12 protein-coding genes and 1 pseudogene are annotated in these 17,613 nt (G+C 56.7%); all 13 read left to right on the top strand.

Annotation, left to right across the window (positions count from 1 at the left end; translation table 11 throughout):
- Window positions 1–194: 194 nt before the first annotated feature.
- A pseudogene (locus EN780_RS01430) lies at window positions 195–1,121 on the top strand (IS630 family transposase).
- Window positions 1,122–2,772: 1,651 nt separating this feature from the next.
- Window positions 2,773–3,807 carry a thiamine pyrophosphate-dependent dehydrogenase E1 component subunit alpha gene (locus EN780_RS01440; RefSeq protein WP_206516851.1) on the top strand — a complete coding sequence of 345 codons (1,035 nt, stop codon included), beginning with the start codon at window positions 2,773–2,775 and terminating at the stop codon, window positions 3,805–3,807.
- A gap of 23 nt (window positions 3,808–3,830) precedes the next feature.
- Window positions 3,831–4,787 carry a transketolase C-terminal domain-containing protein gene (locus tag EN780_RS01445; RefSeq protein WP_206516850.1) on the top strand — a complete coding sequence of 319 codons (957 nt, stop codon included), beginning with the start codon at window positions 3,831–3,833 and terminating at the stop codon, window positions 4,785–4,787.
- Complete coding sequence (locus EN780_RS01450) at window positions 4,780–5,019, top strand: biotin/lipoyl-containing protein (protein ID WP_164762741.1); 240 nt, start codon at window positions 4,780–4,782, stop codon at window positions 5,017–5,019. The genes EN780_RS01445 and EN780_RS01450 overlap by 8 nt, the downstream gene beginning before the upstream one ends.
- Before the next feature lie 135 nt (window positions 5,020–5,154).
- Window positions 5,155–5,898 carry an SDR family oxidoreductase gene (locus EN780_RS01455; RefSeq protein ID WP_126080629.1) on the top strand — a complete coding sequence of 248 codons (744 nt, stop codon included), beginning with the start codon at window positions 5,155–5,157 and terminating at the stop codon, window positions 5,896–5,898.
- A gap of 128 nt (window positions 5,899–6,026) precedes the next feature.
- Entirely contained in the window at window positions 6,027–7,097 is a 1,071-nt protein-coding gene (locus EN780_RS01460; RefSeq protein ID WP_126080630.1) for a 2-oxo acid dehydrogenase subunit E2, read from the top strand.
- A gap of 391 nt (window positions 7,098–7,488) precedes the next feature.
- On the top strand, window positions 7,489–8,262 hold the full coding sequence (locus EN780_RS01465) for an SDR family oxidoreductase (RefSeq protein ID WP_126080631.1): 774 nt from the start codon (window positions 7,489–7,491) through the stop codon (window positions 8,260–8,262).
- A gap of 818 nt (window positions 8,263–9,080) precedes the next feature.
- Window positions 9,081–11,108 (top strand): CocE/NonD family hydrolase, encoded by a 2,028-nt coding sequence (locus EN780_RS01470; RefSeq protein ID WP_126080632.1) that lies wholly within the window; start codon window positions 9,081–9,083, stop codon window positions 11,106–11,108.
- Window positions 11,109–11,414: 306 nt separating this feature from the next.
- On the top strand, window positions 11,415–12,998 hold the full coding sequence (locus EN780_RS01475) for an ABC transporter substrate-binding protein (RefSeq protein WP_126080633.1): 1,584 nt from the start codon (window positions 11,415–11,417) through the stop codon (window positions 12,996–12,998).
- Window positions 12,999–13,013: 15 nt separating this feature from the next.
- Window positions 13,014–13,952, top strand: a complete 939-nt coding sequence (locus EN780_RS01480) for an ABC transporter permease (protein ID WP_126080634.1) — start codon at window positions 13,014–13,016, stop codon at window positions 13,950–13,952.
- A gap of 1 nt (window position 13,953) precedes the next feature.
- Entirely contained in the window at window positions 13,954–14,847 is an 894-nt protein-coding gene (locus tag EN780_RS01485) for an ABC transporter permease (protein WP_126080635.1), read from the top strand.
- On the top strand, window positions 14,844–15,857 hold the full coding sequence (locus EN780_RS01490) for an ABC transporter ATP-binding protein (RefSeq protein ID WP_126080636.1): 1,014 nt from the start codon (window positions 14,844–14,846) through the stop codon (window positions 15,855–15,857). Before EN780_RS01485 ends, EN780_RS01490 begins: the two co-directional genes overlap by 4 nt.
- Entirely contained in the window at window positions 15,854–16,858 is a 1,005-nt protein-coding gene (locus tag EN780_RS01495) for an ABC transporter ATP-binding protein (RefSeq protein WP_126080637.1), read from the top strand. The genes EN780_RS01490 and EN780_RS01495 overlap by 4 nt, the downstream gene beginning before the upstream one ends.
- The last annotated feature ends 755 nt before the right edge of the window (window positions 16,859–17,613 follow it).

Raw genomic sequence — 17,613 nt, forward strand, 5'->3', positions numbered from 1 at the left:
TGATAGGCGCGGGCAATAGCCTTGAGAATGCGCAAAAGGTTTCGCTAGTCTTAAACCCACTTTATGTCCAAGTCCCTCGGGCGAAAGCTTTTTGCGATCCCATCACACCACTAGAGCAGTTCGCGTTTTATCTGATTCGGGATTCCCAAGGATGAGCAAATCAGATTTGATGTTCTGACCGTTGGAGGTCGGGACTGACGAAGGCTTATTCGATGGATCTTCGGGAGCGAGCACTGGCCCGACTTGAAGAGGGCGAGACGAGCCGTGAGGTAGCTGCGGCTCTGAGGGTGGCGGTGTCGAGCGTGATCAAGTGGGCGGCGCGCAAGCGTCGCCTTGGCAGTGCGGCACCTGGCAAGATGGGCGGTCACCGGCCCTATCTGATCGATGGGAGCATCGTGCTTTCGTCCTGGGCTAGGTCGAGCGAGATGCCAACGTGACGCTTCATCAGTTGACGGCGGCACTGGCTGAACGTGGTCTCATCATCCACCCTGCGAGCGTCGGTCACTTCCTGCATCGCGAGGGCAAGAGTTTTAAAAAACCCATTCTGCCGGCCGAGCAGTTCAAGCCCAAGCTGATGCGCCGGCGAGCGCAATGGATGCGCTACCAGACCCGCATTGACCCTACGCGCTTGGTCTTCCTGGATGAACCATGGGTCAAGACAAACATGGCGCCATTGCGCGGCTGGGGTGTGCGCGGCAAGCGGCTGATGGCCCACGCACCATATGGCCATTGGAAGACCATGACCTTCATCGCCGCGCTACGCCATGATCGGGTTGGAGGCGCCTTGGGTCATTGACGGCCCTATCAATGCGCAGGCCCTCCGTGCCTATGTCGCAACCGAGCTCATCAAAGCCCTGAAGCCGGGGGACATCGTCATTCTCGACAATCTCGGTTCCCACAAAGGCCAAGCCGTCCGCGATATCGTCAGAGCTGCTGGGGCGCGGCTCTTCTTCCTGCCGCCCTACAGTCCAGATCTCAATCCAATCGAGAAGCTGTTTGCTAAGCTCAAGCACTGCATCCGACCGTGCCGCCAAACGATCACAACGCCATCGCCCACACCCCAGGTCAGCCCAAACGAATGCAACAACTACATGGAAAGCGCAGGCTATAAGTCAACCTAAATGCGAACTGCTCTAGGACTGCAGAACCTGTGGACGTCGTTCCGCTATTCCTCTCGTGCCGTTCGGACTAATGCTGCCCGGGCCGGCCGCGTACGGTCGTTAGGCTCCCCCTTTCCAGGCGCGTATGGGATGGACTTTCGCGATCCCTCGCTGCGGGCATCGTGTCAGCGCAAAAATTGAATGCTCCTACGAGCGGCTTTAAGCTTGTCATGAAGATGGTCTATGTCGGGCAGCAATCTTTCGCCTGTCAAAGCACTAGCGTCTGGAATAAAGAGCGGCTGATTGCAGTAGAGTTCTTCGAACAGGCCTGAGAATTGAACCATCTGACCAGGAAGTGGCATTCAAATCGCGATTGCGGCGTGGTTGCTTGCGCATTCCGTGCCCTCATTGGCAAATAGCCGTTTGGACGGACAATTGAAGGTGCGCCCATGCATCGGCACGATCGACCTCGGAGCGTTTCTATCACGACTCGCGGCTGTTTGAAGATGTCCTTGGGTAAATTATGAACAAGGGGAAAGGTTCTCGACATGACGTTGCCCGATCAGTTCAAGCGCACTGTAGTCATTGCGGTGGATTTACATGACTGCATCGAAGCGGATGGGGCATGGTCGATCTACAATCGAGAAGAGCTGCTGCGGAGTGCCAAGACAGCTCTCCGATGCATGCCGTGCAGCGGGGCTGCCTATTGTCTATACACAGAATTGGTATGATCCAAGAGGAGTAGACGCGCTACGTCACGAGGCTTTGAACGGCGGACGCCCATCACATAGCGTCGGGCAGGCTGCCGAGATTCATCGTGGACCTGAAACCGGAAGCTAGCCTTGTACGAAAGCAGCGTCCCAGCGCGTTCTACAACACGAATTTGGAGATTTTGCTGCGCCGATTGAATGCGGACCATCTTATAATGTTCGGAGCTTAAGCGAGGTTTGTTTGGAAACGACAGTGTGAGACGCGATTTCGCGCGACTACCGCATCAGGATTTTCAAGGATGCCTGCGGCACCGCGACTGAACTGATGCATATGACGCCATGCTTGACTTGGCCAACTGGCTTTACGCAGGCTCGGTGATCACCGCGGACAACCTAAAGAGGGCTCTGGAGGGTATGCCAACAAGGATTGGCGCTTCGATAGGCCCACTGCATTTGCTTACACACTGGAAAACGTTAAATCCTCTCTACAGCTCCCTTTGAGAGAGACGGCCTCTCAATTGGAAGCCTTTTAAGCAGGCCTATCGCGAAGCCAACCGCCGGCGCGTCAGCCGATCCGGGCAGTAAAAGTTGGGTGGACAGAACTGGGCGGTCAGTTCACGCCGCTGCTGCATAGGGAGGAACCCGGTTCGCGGCACTGCTACAGTTGCCTTTCAGGTTCTGTCATGTGCGGATCTTAACGCGTCACGTTGAGTTCGCTGGCCGCGTTCTCGTACTTCATGCGCGGCCACCGGTCCACGGCGAGAAGCGATTACCTCGGGTGAAGATTGTGAGGCTTGATATCAATCAGGTCTATACCCGACGCCATCCTTTCAGTCTACGAGACGCCCGGAATATGGTTTATTCGAAAAGAGTTATTCTGGGCTTGCGTGCCGCGACAATCTTGGTCGGCGATAGGTATCGAGTAGCCACATCGACAACGGGTTTGACCGGAGTAGATCAACTTGGAACACAAAATAGAGGCGTCGACGTCTAACATTATGCCTGCTCAATTCGCGAGAAGCTTGTATTACGACATGGCGCGTATCAGGCAGTTTGAGAACCGGGTCGTCACCCTAGTCGATGACAACGAGATCGCCGGCGTATGTCACGAGTACAGCGGGCAAGAGGCGGTTGCGGTTGGTATTTGCGGCGCACTCACGACTTCAGACATCGTCACAAGTACCCATCGAGGGCATGGCCACACACTGGCGAAGGGCGGCGACGTTGGCAGAATGTTTGCTGAGCTGCTCGCGCGAACGGGCGGATACAATAAGGGTCGCGGCGGATCCATGCACATTGCTGACGTCGGGATTGGAATATTTGGGGCGAATGGTATCGTCGGCGCTGGAGCCCCTATAGCCTGTGGTGCGGCTCACAAATTCAAAGCTGCTCGCGAAAACCGCGTTGCTGTTTCATTCTTCGGCGACGGAGCAATCAACCAAGGGGTCCTCCACGAGGCGATGAACCTCGCGGCGATTTGGGATCTTCCTGTCATTTTCGTCTGCGAGAACAATCAGTACGCGATCTCGACGCCTCTCAAAGAAGTCACGATCCTAGACCCTTACGTTCGCGCCCAATCCTACGGAATGCCTGGTGTGTGCGTCGATGGCATGGACGTCGAGGCCGTTTATCACGCTGCTCTCACTGCTACGGAACGCGCTCGGACCGGCAAAGGCCCAACGTTCATTGAGTGTCAAACCTATCGCTACTTTGGGCATTATACAGGCGAGCGTCACATGAAGATGAACTATCGATCTCAAGAGGAAGTCGATCGCTGGAAGTTGCGGGACCCTATCAAGATCTGGGCGGCGCGTATGATGGAAAGTGGCTTGTGCGCTCAAGAAGACATTGAAGCTATCGATGCCGAGGTCAACATTGAGATCGATCGGGGCGTCGAGTTCGCTAGGAGCAGCCCCCCGCCGAACCCGGCCGAGGCTCTCGATTGCATGTATGCCGTGCCGTATCCGAACACTCCGGCATGGGGAGTAGAGCCGTGAGACAGCTGAGATTTCTTCAGGCCATGAACGAAGCCTACCATCAGGCCATGGGGGCAGATGAGAGTGTCATGATTATCGGGGAGGACATTCGAGGTGGAATTCGCGGTGAGACGAAAGGCCTCCATGGCGCTTTCGGCGATCTCCGCGTACTCGACACACCCATTTCCGAGGCAGCGTTCACCGGCTTCGCTACGGGGGCGGCTTTGGCCGGTTTGCGCCCAATCGTTCAGTTTCAAGTTCCCTCACTGATTTACGTCGCATTCGACCAGCTAGTCAATCAAGCGGCGAAGATGCGATTGATGTTAGGAGGTCAAGCAAATCTTCCAATCACTTACACGCTTATGGTGTCTGGATCGCGGGGTGGAAACGCGGGCCAGCACTCAGACAATCCCTATCCGTACCTCCTACACGCTGGCTTCAAGGTTGTTTGCCCTTCGAATGCCTACGACGCCAAGGGCCTCATGATCCAGGCGATCCGCGAAGACGACCCCGTCGTTTTCATAGCATCAGCCATGTCGCTTCCGCAAAAGGGTCCGGTGCCGGAGGAAATCTATGCCGTCCCTTTCGGTTGCGGTGACGTTAAGCGTGAAGGATCCGATGTCACAGTCATTGCTATCGGGCATTTAGTGCCCGAGGCTCTAGCTGTCGCTGAGCGCCTCGCCCAGGAGAAAAACATCAGCGTCGAAGTGTGGGATCCTCGGTCTCTCTTGCCGCTTGACAGGGAAGGGCTGTTGAAGTCCGTCAAGAAAACTGGCCGCGTCGTAATCTACGACGACACGAACCGTACTTGTGGGTTCGCCGCCGAATTGAGCGCAATAATAGGGGAGCTGGCGTTTTCATCTCTCAAGGCCCCGATCAAGCGTGTCACGCGAGCTGACGTTCCTATGCCGTTCAATCTTGCGCTCGAAGCTGCTGTTCTGCCGAAGCCGCAGCAACTGGAAGACGCGATCTTAGCCGTAAGGAGCTATGCTCATGTTTGAAGTTCGTATCCCGAAGATGGGTGCATCGACGGTCGAGGTTGATCTTACGAAGTGGTATGTTTCGGTCGGCACCTCGGTCGTTCCGGGTCAGATTCTAGCCGAAGTGGAGTCGGAAAAAACTAACATTGAGATAGAGGCGGAGACCGCAGGCGTGGTTGCCGAAATCCTTGTTGATGAAGGGTCAGCGACGGAAGTCGGAATCGTCATCTGTCGCATCAACACCGGGCAGTAGAAAAGAATCACGGTTCGTTACTTATCTGACTAAACTTCAGAACCTCCGGCGATTTAAGTGCCACTCCTGGCTGCTTACGTCTGCATACCCATTGGTTAGTATTCGGAGTCAACTGCTCGTTGCTGTAGGACTACCATGACGCGGGACAAACGCTTCGAAGGCAAGACGGTTTTGATTACTGGTGGAGCTCGAGGTCAAGGTGCGGCGGAAGCCGTCCAAATCGCAACGGAGGGAGGGCGGGTTGTCATCGGCGACCTCCTAGACGAGCAGGGCGAACAACTTGCAGCGACTATTGGTGAAAAAGCGTCATACGTGCATCTCGACGTCACTAGCGAGCAAGACTGGCGAAGCCTGATCCGCTGTCTGGAGGGGGAGGGGACGGGACTTCATGGTCTGGTCAACAACGCGGCGATTTATGAACCCGTGCCAATGAGGGATTCGAGCGTCGCGCTCTTCGAAAAGCACTTCCGTGTGAATCAGTTGGGTTGCTTCCTCGGTATGCGGGAAGTCTCACCTCTGATCGAGGCATCCGGCGGTGGCGCAATAGTAAACATCTCGTCTGTCGCCGGGATGCGCGGAAGTCGAACTTGTATGGCCTACTCCGCGACGAAATGGGCCCTTCGAGGCATGACAAAATGCGCGGCCCTAGAGCTTGCGCCAGCAGGAATCCGCGTCAATTCTATCCACCCCGGGTGGGTGGAAACCGACATGCTGCTCGCCGAGGATCCGTCCGACAGAGAGCGCCAGTACGCGCTCATTCCGCTCAAGCGGGCCGGGACGGTCGACGAGGTGGCCGACCTCGTTCTCTTCCTGCTCTCGAACGAGAGCCGCTACATTACCGGGGCGGAGATCGCGATCGACGGAGGACTGTTGCTGTGAGCATTTGAGCCTTCTTAGCCCCAACATCCGTTCAGCTCGAAGATTTTTCCGCTTCGTACCCCAAGCAGAGCAGCCCGAACCCGCAAACCGCTAGCCCGCTAGATACCTCAAAAGCCACAGTAGAGCCGATGCCTATCAACGTCAGAATGCCGGCCTTCGTTTCCGATATGGGAGCAGCCACCATTGTAAAATGGATGTTCAACGAGGGGGACGACATAAAGGCCGGAGATGTTTTGGCTCAAGTATCAAGCGGTAGCGATACAGGAGAGATCAAGGCCGCTGCCGGCGGTACTCTGGAAAGGATTGTCGTTCCGGAAGGCGCTAACGGTCTAAAAGTCAGGGACCTGGTCGCCGTTCTTGCCATAAAGACTGAAGCTGGTTCGGTTGCCGCAGCCCCTGGACAACGGTCCGACGCGCCTGGAGGCCCTGCTCCTGCAGCGTCGTCTGGAAGCAAAGGTGCCAAGGACGACGCTGTTCTTAAGCTGTTTGAGGGCGGATCATATGAACGCATACCTAACGACGGGATGCGAAGGACGATTGCACGTCGTCTGCTGACCTCGAAGCAAACCATTCCGCATTTCTATGTCGCAGTGGATTGCGAGATCGATCAGCTTCTAGGACTGCGCTCCCGACTCAACGGTGCGGCGCCTAGGGCCGCGGACGGACTGCCGGTCTACAAGTTGTCCGTCAATGACATGGTGATAAGGGCCTTGGCGCTTGCGCTGCGTGACGTTCCGGACGCGAATGTCTCCTGGACCGAGGGCGCTATTCTTAAACACCAGCACGTCGACATAGGGGTAGCTGTCTCGATCGCAGGCGGTCTGATCACGCCGATCATACGCAAGGCTGAACAGAAAACACTTCAAGTCATTTCCGCCGAGATGAAGGACCTCGGCAAACGCGCGAGAGATCGCAAGCTAAAGCCTGAAGAATATGAAGGCGGCACGACATCGATCTCGAACATGGGCATGATGGGGGTCAAAGAGTTCGCTGCCGTGATCAATCCCCCCCACGCTACGATTCTGGCAGTCGGTGCGGGCAGACAGCATGTAGTCGTCAAGAGCGGTTCAATGGCCATCGCAACGGTGATGAGTGTTACCCTTTCCATCGACCATCGCTGTGTGGACGGCGTGCTCGGAGCAAAGTTGCTGCAGATATTTAAGAGCTATATTGAAAATCCTATGAGCATGGTCGCCTGAGCATGAGGTCCAAGTTTGGCAACTAGACGCTTGCGTTATGGCCGGCGAAGGTAGCGTATTCGCGATCTTGCGCATGAGCGGCTGGACATAAGCTGGGTTTACGGCCAGCGAATCCTTTTGCGCATTCTCAGGACAATTGCTGGCGCCTATCATTGCAAGCCAATTGGCCAGGCTGCCTATACGGGTTGTTTCTGCGGCAGAATGTTGATCCCTGTCGGACGGTGCTGGACAATGTCATTCCGTATCCGTGTCGCGGGGCCGTTTTAGTGATGATAGCCGGCAGAGTGGCACAGACCCGCAAAAGCAACAACGGGCGCCACCCGTATCGGGATCATGATCCCGGTCAATTTATTGGGGCGAGGCCAACATACAAACTTGGATCAAAGGCAGCATGGATTATCTGAAGAAATTCGACCTGTCCGGCAAGCGTGCAATTGTAACCGGAGGGGGGCGCGGTATCGGGCTTGAAATCGCTCACGCTCTCGGCCAAGCGGGCGCGTCAATTGTCATCGCGGACTTGGACGCGAATAGCGCTGCTGCCGCTGCGGCCAAACTCGCATCATGCGGTATCGCGGCAAGTCATCGCGGCATCGATGTGGCAAAGCCGGATGCGGTTACGGCGCTCGCCGACGAACTGAATGCCGAACAGCCGATCGACGTCCTTATTAACAATGCCGGTATAGCCCGGATAACCGAGGCCCTCGACACTTCCGACGCGGACTGGCTGGCAACGATGCGGGTCAATTCGGATGCTGCATTTTGGTGTGCGAGGGCCTTTGGCCGGCACATGATCGCCCGTCGCTGGGGCAACATCGTGAACATCGGATCCATGTGCGGCATGATAGTGACGCAGCCACAGAACAACACCGCCTATATTACCAGTAAGGGCGCCATTCACATGATGACGAAGTCGCTGGCCTGTGCCTGGGCAAAGCATAATGTGCGAGTAAATGCGGTAGCTCCAGGATATGTTACAACAGAGATGACAATTTCCCCGAGGAATGAAAGCTCATTTCAGTATGATCGATGGTTAGAGCAGACTCCGCTGGGAAGAATGGGCGAGTCCCATGAAGTTGCATCCGCGGTGCTGTTTCTTGCCAGCCCTGCATCAAGCTATTGCACGGGAGCCATCCTGTCCGTTGATGGCGGCTATACATGTATGTGAGCGACGGATAATTCATTGGAAGTGACTAACTGCCGCGTCAGTAAGATGTCACTTCAGAATCAATATAAGCGTATCGATTTGGGGGAGTGGAATGTTGGTGCAGGTGCGTCGGGTGCGGAGCCACCTAAGAGCTTAAAATCGTGGCGTGAAGGATAACTTGGACGTTCGGGTTTTAGAGAGAGATCTCGTTGGGGAAAACGGGCCATGGCCTGCTATTTGGCGCATTAACCGCCGCTGATCCGCCTGCATCCGCCGGCCGGTCGCGGTTGCGGGAAGAACATCCGCTGGCTGGCCGGAGTCAAATAAAGTCGTATAGCCGGACGATGCGTGACGATCCTGCGCAACCGCGGAATACGGATCTCCATTGCGAGATTTGTCGGGCTATCACTAAAGGCTGAGAGGTGCCCCAGATAGGCTGATGGGAAGTTGATGGCAAACTAGGCTCGGTGAGGCGACCGGTCTCACGCCACCATGACATCCCGCCGCTCGGGTGTTGGGCCGAGCCTTGACGCGCTCCATGCGAGAGCCAAGTTGACCTAAGTCTGCGCGAAACCTGTCACTCGGGACTAAGGCTAGCGAGCGCAACGTTTGATATGAATCGGCTTTATGCCAGTCGCGAGCTTTTCAGTCTGCGACTCTTCAGCCTCGTCGTCTATTCGAGGTGAGGACGAGGACGGCGCTCGCAACTTGGTCGCCGGTCCCCCTTCGACGAACACGGGTATCCCTGCCACCGCTTTTGTTCCAGCAGGTTACCCGCCGCCTTCTTGCTGAACCTCAAGGGCAGTTCGGCAAGCGCGAACGCATATGAGGATTGGACCATGGATGACATCCGCGTTGTTACCGACTTCCCCCGCAAAGTGCGCGAGATCGAGAATGTCTGGATCCCGATGCCGGACGGGGTAAAGCTCGCTGCCCGCCTCTGGTTGCCGGAGGACGCCGAGGCGGACCCGGTCCCCGCCATCCTCGAATACCTGCCCTATCGAAAGAGGGATGGGACTGTGGAGCGCGACCAACTCACCCATCCATACTTCGCCGGGCATGGCTATGCAGGTGTGCGCGTGGACATGCGCGGTTCGGGTGATAGCGAAGGGGTCTGCAGGGGCGAATATCTCAAACAAGAGCAGGACGACTGTCTTGCCGTGATCGAATGGTTGGCGAAGCAATTATGGTGCTCAGGCAGTGTCGGTATGATTGGCATCTCCTGGGGCGGGTTCAACAGCCTTCAGGTTGCTGCCCGCCGTCCGCCAGCCCTCAAGGCGATAATCTCGCTGTGTTCGACCGACGATCGATACCGGGATGAATGTCACTATTTCGGCGGCGCGCTTATGTGCGAAAATTTGATGTGGGGGGCAGCGGCTTGGGCGATTGCCATGACCCCGCCCGATCCAGCTCTTGTGGGAGAACGCTGGCGTGAGATTTGGGAAGAGCGGCTCAACGGCAACGGGATCTGGCTGCAAGACTGGTTCGCGCACCAGCGTCGGGACGATTTCTACAAGCATGGTTCTATCTGCGAGGACTATTCCAACATCGAGATTCCTGTCTACGCGGTGGGTGGCTGGGCGGACGCCTATCCCAACGCCATCTTGCGCATGCTCGAGAACCTGCCGGGACCTCGCAAAGGCCTGATCGGCCCTTGGGCTCATAAGTATCCTCACATCGCCATGCCCGGGCCTCGCATCGGCTTTCTCCAGGAATGCTTGCGCTGGTGGGACCAGCATCTTAAAGCCATCCACACCGGCGTTGAGGACGAGCCGATGTTGCGCGCGTGGATTCAGGATCCTTTGCCCCCCGCCGCCATCTACGACGAGCGGCCAGGCCGTTGGATCGCTGAGCCTTCCTGGCCGACGGCGAGCATTGTCGAAAGACGGCTGTCGCTCTCACCGGGACTTCTTGCCGAAGGAGATGGCAGTGATGCTGTTCTTACGATCTGTTCACCGTCCACTTCGGGGCTATCATCCGGTGTTTGGTGCGCGTATGGCGCAGTGCCGGACCAGCCCATCGACCAGCGCATGGAAGCCGGAAACGCCTTGGTATTCGAAACCGAGCCTCTTCTGGAGGAGGTAGACCTTCTCGGCTTCCCCGAGCTTGAGGTAACCCTCTCTTCCGACAAAGCAGTGGCAATCCTATCGGCCACGCTTTCGCTCGTGTTTAAGGACGGCTCGGCCACCCGTGTGAGCTATGGCATTCTGAATTTGACCCATCGCCACGACGACCTCGATTTGAAGCCAATGACGCCCGGTAAGGCTGAAGCAATACGCCTGAAGCTGCGGTCTTGCGGGCAACGCTTTGAAAAAGGGCAACGCATAAGGCTCGCCATCGCCACCAGCCATTGGCCTATTGTCTTTCCTAGTCCAGAGAGGGCAAGTCTATCAATACATTGTGCGGCCAGCAGGCTTATCTTGCCGGTGCGCAAAGCGAATGCCGTAGACTCCAAACTTGTACCGTTTCTGAAGCCAGAGAGTGCTCGGCCGATGGCAACAGAGACTATTAAGCCTGGTAAACCTTTCTGTCGCGAGGTAATCACCAACCAAGCCACGGGCGAGACAACTTTCCGGATGGCGAGCGACGCGGGGACCGTGGTGCATCCGCACACCGGAATGGTCATTTCGGCTAAGCACAGTGACACACTTACCATGCATCCCGACGATCCGAGCTCGGCGCGCGGAACCTCCAACTGGGAAAAGTCGTACGCCCGCGGTAACTGGAACGTGCATATTGCGCTCTCGGCCACTGTCCGCGCGCTGCGCGACGTATGGCGCATCGAGACACATATCGTGGCGAAGGAAGGCGACAAGCTTTTACTTGAACGAGACGACGTCAAGGAGTTCGCTCGGGACTTAAACTGACCGGTACTGGTCCCGCTCGGCCGGGGTTCAAATGTCGCTTTTTACAACGAGATAGTAGGTATTGACGCGTTCCAACCAGCAGTGAGGTTCACGCCATCTCCGCAACTTCTGAAGGAAAGAGTGCTGCGTCGGCAACTAGGCCGAGAGCTCATGACATAAACAGAATTTATGCCTGACGGTATCTTTTCCGCCTGCGGCTTGGCTGCCCCATAGTATATTCCAAAGAGAAACACACCCGAGCAAGGAACGCGGGCGCCGCGGCCACGGCAAGACGCCTCGGCAAGTCGCTCGGCAAGGGGAACAGCCATGGAGGACATGATGCAAAGTGTAAGCCGCCGCACCTTTCTTAGGGCAGGAGCCGCGCTAAGCGGTGGCATAATCTCTGCTGGCATGCCCTTGTCTCAAGTCATCTGGGCGGCCGAAGGCAAGGTGCTCGAGGTGCGTTCCAGTGGAGACCTGGTCACGCTGGATCCCGCTTTCCTCGGGCAGGCGGCGGAAGTAGACCTAACAAACTGTATCTATTCAAAGCTCACGCGATATAAGCCCGGCACCGAATGGGGCTGGGAGTTAGAGGCTGCAGACAAGATCGAGCAGGTTGATCCCACGCATATCCGATTTCGCCTCAAGAAAGGCATAAAATTTAGTGGCGATTACGGCGAGCTGACGGCCAAGGATGTTAAGTTCTCTTTCGAGCGCGTCATCAAGCTCAATTCACCCATCAAGCCCCAATGGGGCTCGTTAAATCACGTCGAGGTGGAGGACGACTACAGTGGTGTTATCGTGTTCAACGCGCCATTTGCGGCTGTTTGGCTTGTTCCGCTGCCTTATGCCGTCGGCCAAATCGTTTCTGAGGCTGCGGTAAGGAAAGCCACCAAGGACGGCGGTAATTTCGGTGTGAAGCCGCCAGCATTCTCAGGTCCCTACGTGCTGGCTGACTGGAAGCCCAACCAGTACGCACTTCTCACGAGAAATCCGGACTGGTCAGGCCCCAAGCCGGGCTTCGACGAAATCCGTATCCTGCCTATTCCGGACGCTAAGGCAGCGGAACGTGCTTATCAGGCGGGCGACGTCGATTTCACCGTAGTCGGTTTGGACTCTCTCGCGGCGTTCAAGAGCAATCCGCCCGCCAACACGGAGATCGCGGAAAGGGCATCGACCCGTTATACATGGATCGGCATGAACATGGATCATCCCAAACTGAAGGACATAAATGTCCGCAGGGCGATCCAATGGGCGATCAATGTACCACAGGTTTTAGATACCGCGTATGACGGTCAGTCAATTGCGGCCACGGGTATTATTCCTCCAGGTATCGTTGGGCATCGCGCAAAGACTCTGGTTCCGCCGGAAGGTGATCTCTCAAAAGCCAAAGAGCTTCTCGAGAAGGCTGGGGTAAATGGTTTGACATTGAGCCTCGACTGTACAAACGACAGCCAGACTTCAGCCATAGCTCAGACGGTGCAGGCACAATTGTCCCAAGTCGGAATTTCTCTGGTGGTTAATGCCCGAGATCCCGGGACATTCTGGTCACTCGGCGTGGAGTCTGAGGGAGACAGCTGGAAGGACGTGCAGCTCTTTATTATGACCTTCTCCGGACTGCCGGATCCGTACGACTACGTGACTTGGTTCGTGCAAGATCAAGTGGGTATATGGAACTGGCAACGCTTCCGCAGCCAACGCTTTGACGAGCTAAACGCTAAGGGACTGTCCATTAACGATCCCAACGAGCGGGCAAAGGTTTACGAGGACATGCAGGACTTGATGGAAGATTCTGGCGCATTTCGGTTCCTGACCAATGAGACCAATCCAATCCTATATCGGAAGACGCGAATGAAAGCGGCGATGCGCCCAGATGGAACCCCATTATATATCGATTTCCAGCCGGCTTAAGCTTGAGCGTGAACTGTGTGGATCTATCTACTGAAACGCGTTTTCCTCGCGGTCGCCATTACGGTGATCGCGGTGACCCTTGTGTTCATGATGATCCATGCGGTGCCTGGCGACCCAGCCGTTGCTCTGCTAGGTCCCCGCGCCACGCCTGAAATGATAGCGCACCTTCATCGGGAGATGGGGCTGGATAAGCCGCTTGCCGTGCAGATCGTCATTTTCTTCGAAGGGCTGCTGCAAGGCAATCTTGGTTTTGATGTGTTGAGCCAACGTCCGGTTGCGGACATAATATTCGAGCAACTTCCTTATACTATCGAACTAATCTTCGTCTCGATTTTGTGGGCGGTGGCGATTGCGGTGCCGCTCGGTTGTTATTCGGCCATGAGGCGTAATTCTGTCATCGACCAGATCGTCGCGATCATGGCAGTCGCCACGATCGCGATTCCTTCGTTCGTCATGGCTGTCTACGCACTCCTGATCTTCGCTGTCACGCTCCATTGGTTACCAGCAGTCGGAGCCGGACAGGGTTTTTTGGACGGCCTTGTTCATCTCATTCTGCCAGCCTTCGCCGTCGGGATCGGCTGGGTTGGATACATCTCCCGGCTGGTACGGGCATCCATGATGGAGATCCTGGGTGAAAACCATGTGCGAATGGCCCGTTCCTTCGGCATTTCCGAATGGCGCATTGTTTTGCATTACGCGCTGCCGCTTGCGATCCTGCCGACAGTGACGATCCTCGGCGTGGGCATAGCGTGGTTGCTTTCGTCAGCTGTCTTTATCGAGGTCGTTTTCGCAAGACCAGGTATCGGTGCCTTGATTGTACAGGCGGTCAACACGCGCAACTATGCAGTCGTAATAGGGGCCGTGCTAGTCACCACTGTTGTTACTGTCTTGGCGACGACGGCGTCCGATCTGATCGCTGCCTCTCTTGATCCTCGAACCCGCGAGAAACTTTAGCATGGCGAGCCTTGAAGCGCTCCGCGGCGAAACTGGCCCAGAGCTAGCACCCGGCAGCTTCCGTAAGACGGTGCGGCAACTGCGCAAGAACCGTCTTGGCGTCCTTGGAGCCGCGCTGGTCGCGATCGTTTTCGCAAGCGCGATCTTCGCCCCGATCATCATTACACATGATCCGACCCGCATCATGGTGGGGCCGCGCTTGGCGGACCCGTCACTACTTTTTCTTCTGGGCACCGATCAACTGGGCCGCGACACATTCTCGCGCGTCATGATGGGCGGCCGCGTCCCGCTGCTTGTCGCCTTCGCCTCGCTAGGCAGTTCGCTGGCAGCCGGCCTCGTGCTTGGTCTGATCGCAGGCTTCGGACCGAGGTGGCTGGACAATTTGCTCCTTCTTTTATTCGATACGATCCGCTCCTTTCCGGGCATCATCTTCGCGTTGGCGATTATCGGCTTACTTGGACCCAGCCTGGCCAGCATGATTTTTGTTATCGCAATCACCTCTATGCCCATTTATGCACGGGTCGTGAGGACCCAGACAGAGGCGCTACGCAACAGTGAATACATCGCCGCAGAACGCACTCTGGGCGCTGGCACGATGCGCATCCTGGCAGTGCACGTACTGCCTAATGTTATCGGCCCGCTTCTCATCCTCGTGAGCATGGACGTGCCCGCGGTAATCGCGGTGGAGGCCGGTCTCAGCTTCCTTGGTTTGGGCGTACGTCCACCCACGCCCGATTGGGGAGCAATCCTCAACGACGGCTATAATTACATCCAGCAGACGCCGTGGCTTGTGGTTGGCGGTGGTATTCCAATCGTCCTCGCAACGCTGGGCTTCACATTCCTGGGTGAGGCGCTACGCGACATGTTCGATCCAAAGCTGCGGAAAGATCTATGATACCACACGATCGGTCATCGCAATCGACCACACCCCTCCTGGAGATACGTCACCTCCATCTTGATTTCGGGACACCAGAGGGGCGCATTCATGCACTGCGAAACGTGTCGCTTAATGTCGCAGCCGCAGAGGTGGTCGGCGTTGTCGGCGAAAGCGGATCTGGAAAGTCGACGCTTGCGTATACGGTGATGGGTCTGCTTTCGGAAAATGCCGATGTCACAGGTGGCGAGATCCTGTTTGAAGGGCGAGACCTGCTGAAGATGCCGGCTCAGTCGCAGCGTAGCCTGCTTGGCGATCGACTTTCCATGGTTTTTCAAGATCCAATGACTGCGCTTAATCCTGTGCGCACCGTTGAGAACCAGATGATCGACATCCAGCACCACCAGCAAAAAAGCCGGAGTGAAAAGCGTGCTCGTGCCATCGACATGCTACACCGGGTCGGAATTCCGGATCCGCAAAACCGGATCGGGGCCTATCCGCACCACTTTTCCGGCGGCATGCGTCAGCGGATATGTATAGCCATGGCGCTGCTTGTAAAACCCGTGCTCCTCATCGCCGACGAGCCGACGACTGCGCTCGATGCGACACTTGAAGTCCAGATCATCCATCTGCTCAAAAATCTCCAAAGGGAGATCGGTTGCTCCGTCCTCTTCGTATCCCATCATCTTGGAGCTGTGGCTGAGTTGTGCGACCGGGTCGTCGTCATGTATGCCGGCGAAGTGGTCGAACAAGGCGATGTGCGCAGCATATTCCGCAATCCCGCTCATCCCTACACCCGCGCCCTGCTTGAGTGCGACCCGGGGCGGCTTAAACGAACCACACGCACATTGCCGACCATTTCCGGCGAGGTGCCCAGCCTCCTGGGCTTGAAGAAGGGGTGCATCTTCAGCGCGCGATGCCCGCAGGCATATGATCGCTGTCTCGAGGAACAGCCAGTCGATCGCCCGATCAGCCCAGGGCAGACGGCACGATGCCATCTGCTCGAAGAAAATCGACTAGTTTCGGCATGAGTGCCCTTGTCAGTGTTCGGGACCTCTGCGTCCGCTTCCGCACGATGGGGCCGCTTAAAGCGCTCGCGACCGGGACAAATGCGCCTTTCATCGACGCGGTATGCAGTGTTTCTTTTGAAATTCACAAGGGTGAGACGCTGGCCCTTGTCGGCGAGAGCGGCTCCGGAAAATCCACCGTCGCTCGCACGATGATTGGCCTGCAGCGGGCGGTGAGCGGCAGCATCAGCTTCGATGGGCAGGAACTCACGGACCTCAGTGCGGTAGAACGCAAGCCCTACTTGCGACGCATGGCGATGACGTTTCAGGATCCGATCGGTTCACTTTCGCCCAGGCTGACGGTGCGATCGATCTTGACCGAGCCTTTCCGCATCCATGGGCTGAAGGATCGCGATTTAGGAGCTGAAGCGACGCGCCTCCTGCGGATGGTGGGCTTGCCGGCCGATTTTGTTGGCCGCTATCCTCATCAACTCTCCGGTGGTCAAGCCAGGCGCGTCAGCGTGGCGCGCGCCCTAGCGCTCAATCCGGACTTGATCATCGCCGATGAGCCGACCGCGGGCTTGGATGTCTCGGTGCAAGGCGAGGTGCTAAATCTTCTCACTCGCCTGCAGGACGAACTAGGCATCGCGATCCTGATAATCACGCACAACCTCAATGTAGTGCGCCACATAACTGACCGCATGGCAATCATGTATCTCGGCCGCTTCATTGAAGTCGGCACGACGCAGAGTATTTTCCATCAGCCAAGCCATCCCTATACCGAAGCGCTGCTTGCGGCCAATCCCGAACCGGACCCAGACGCAGTGCTCAACAGGATTGAGCTCAAGGGCGAAGTGCCAAGCGTGATGTACCGGCCATCCGGCTGCGAGTTCCACACCCGGTGTCGTTACGCTCAAGATCGCATCTGTGGCCGCGTCGCTCCCCCATCCTCAGTGAGCCTGCAGGACCCGGAGCACAGCTTTAGATGCCATTTCCCGTTAAGCTCCAAATCGTTGACCTGCTGAACGTTCATCCCTCGCGGAAACTGGGGGCCGATTTGTTTAAAATCTTGGCTGGGCTTAGGCAATTTGTCAGGCGCGAAGCCTTTCATCAGCGCAACAGACCGCGGGTCTGGCGTAATGCATTGGCATTCCATGGCGAGCAATTGGGGTGTTCCGGCCGAACAGCCGAACCCGGCGATTGCGACGGCGTAACATAAAAACGGGGTGGCCTCGAGGGCTTCGCAACTGGGGAACTGCGGTTGGTGGGCACCCTCGGCAGGCGTCCATGGTTCAGCTGTGCCGCACAAGCAGTGCCCGGTTCGCGCGCCCTATGAGGGTACGGCTTATGGGGGTAAGGCGGAGGCGCCCACTGTTCCCGCCGGCGCGCTAATAACGAATGGGGCATCAACATCATGCTGCGCATCAAATTCAATGATTGAATCTGGCATCCAGGGACCGATAACCTCGGGCAACCGGTGTCCGTGTCCGCTATGTAGTAAGCGCCTATGAAGTGGCGGCGCTCCTCTACACGTATTTCGCGAGCGCCGAATCGTTCTGGCTTAGAATAGCGGTCCTGGAACGCTTCTTGTTGGGACGAAAGCCACAGATGTCGCTCAGCCCGAAACTGGCTTGCAATCGAGATATAGTGGGGTTCCATCTGGGCGCATTGCCGCCTGCACCTTCGTTGTGCGATACACGACGGGAGTGGCCCCGTGGGTCAGGAATCGGAAATTCCCCGGATTCTTCCATGAGGTCCAGCATCTCCTCGTAGAGCTTTC

The sequence above is a fragment of the Mesorhizobium sp. M4B.F.Ca.ET.089.01.1.1 genome (genome assembly GCF_004022605.1).
In the GTDB taxonomy this organism is placed as follows: domain Bacteria; phylum Pseudomonadota; class Alphaproteobacteria; order Rhizobiales; family Rhizobiaceae; genus Mesorhizobium; species Mesorhizobium abyssinicae.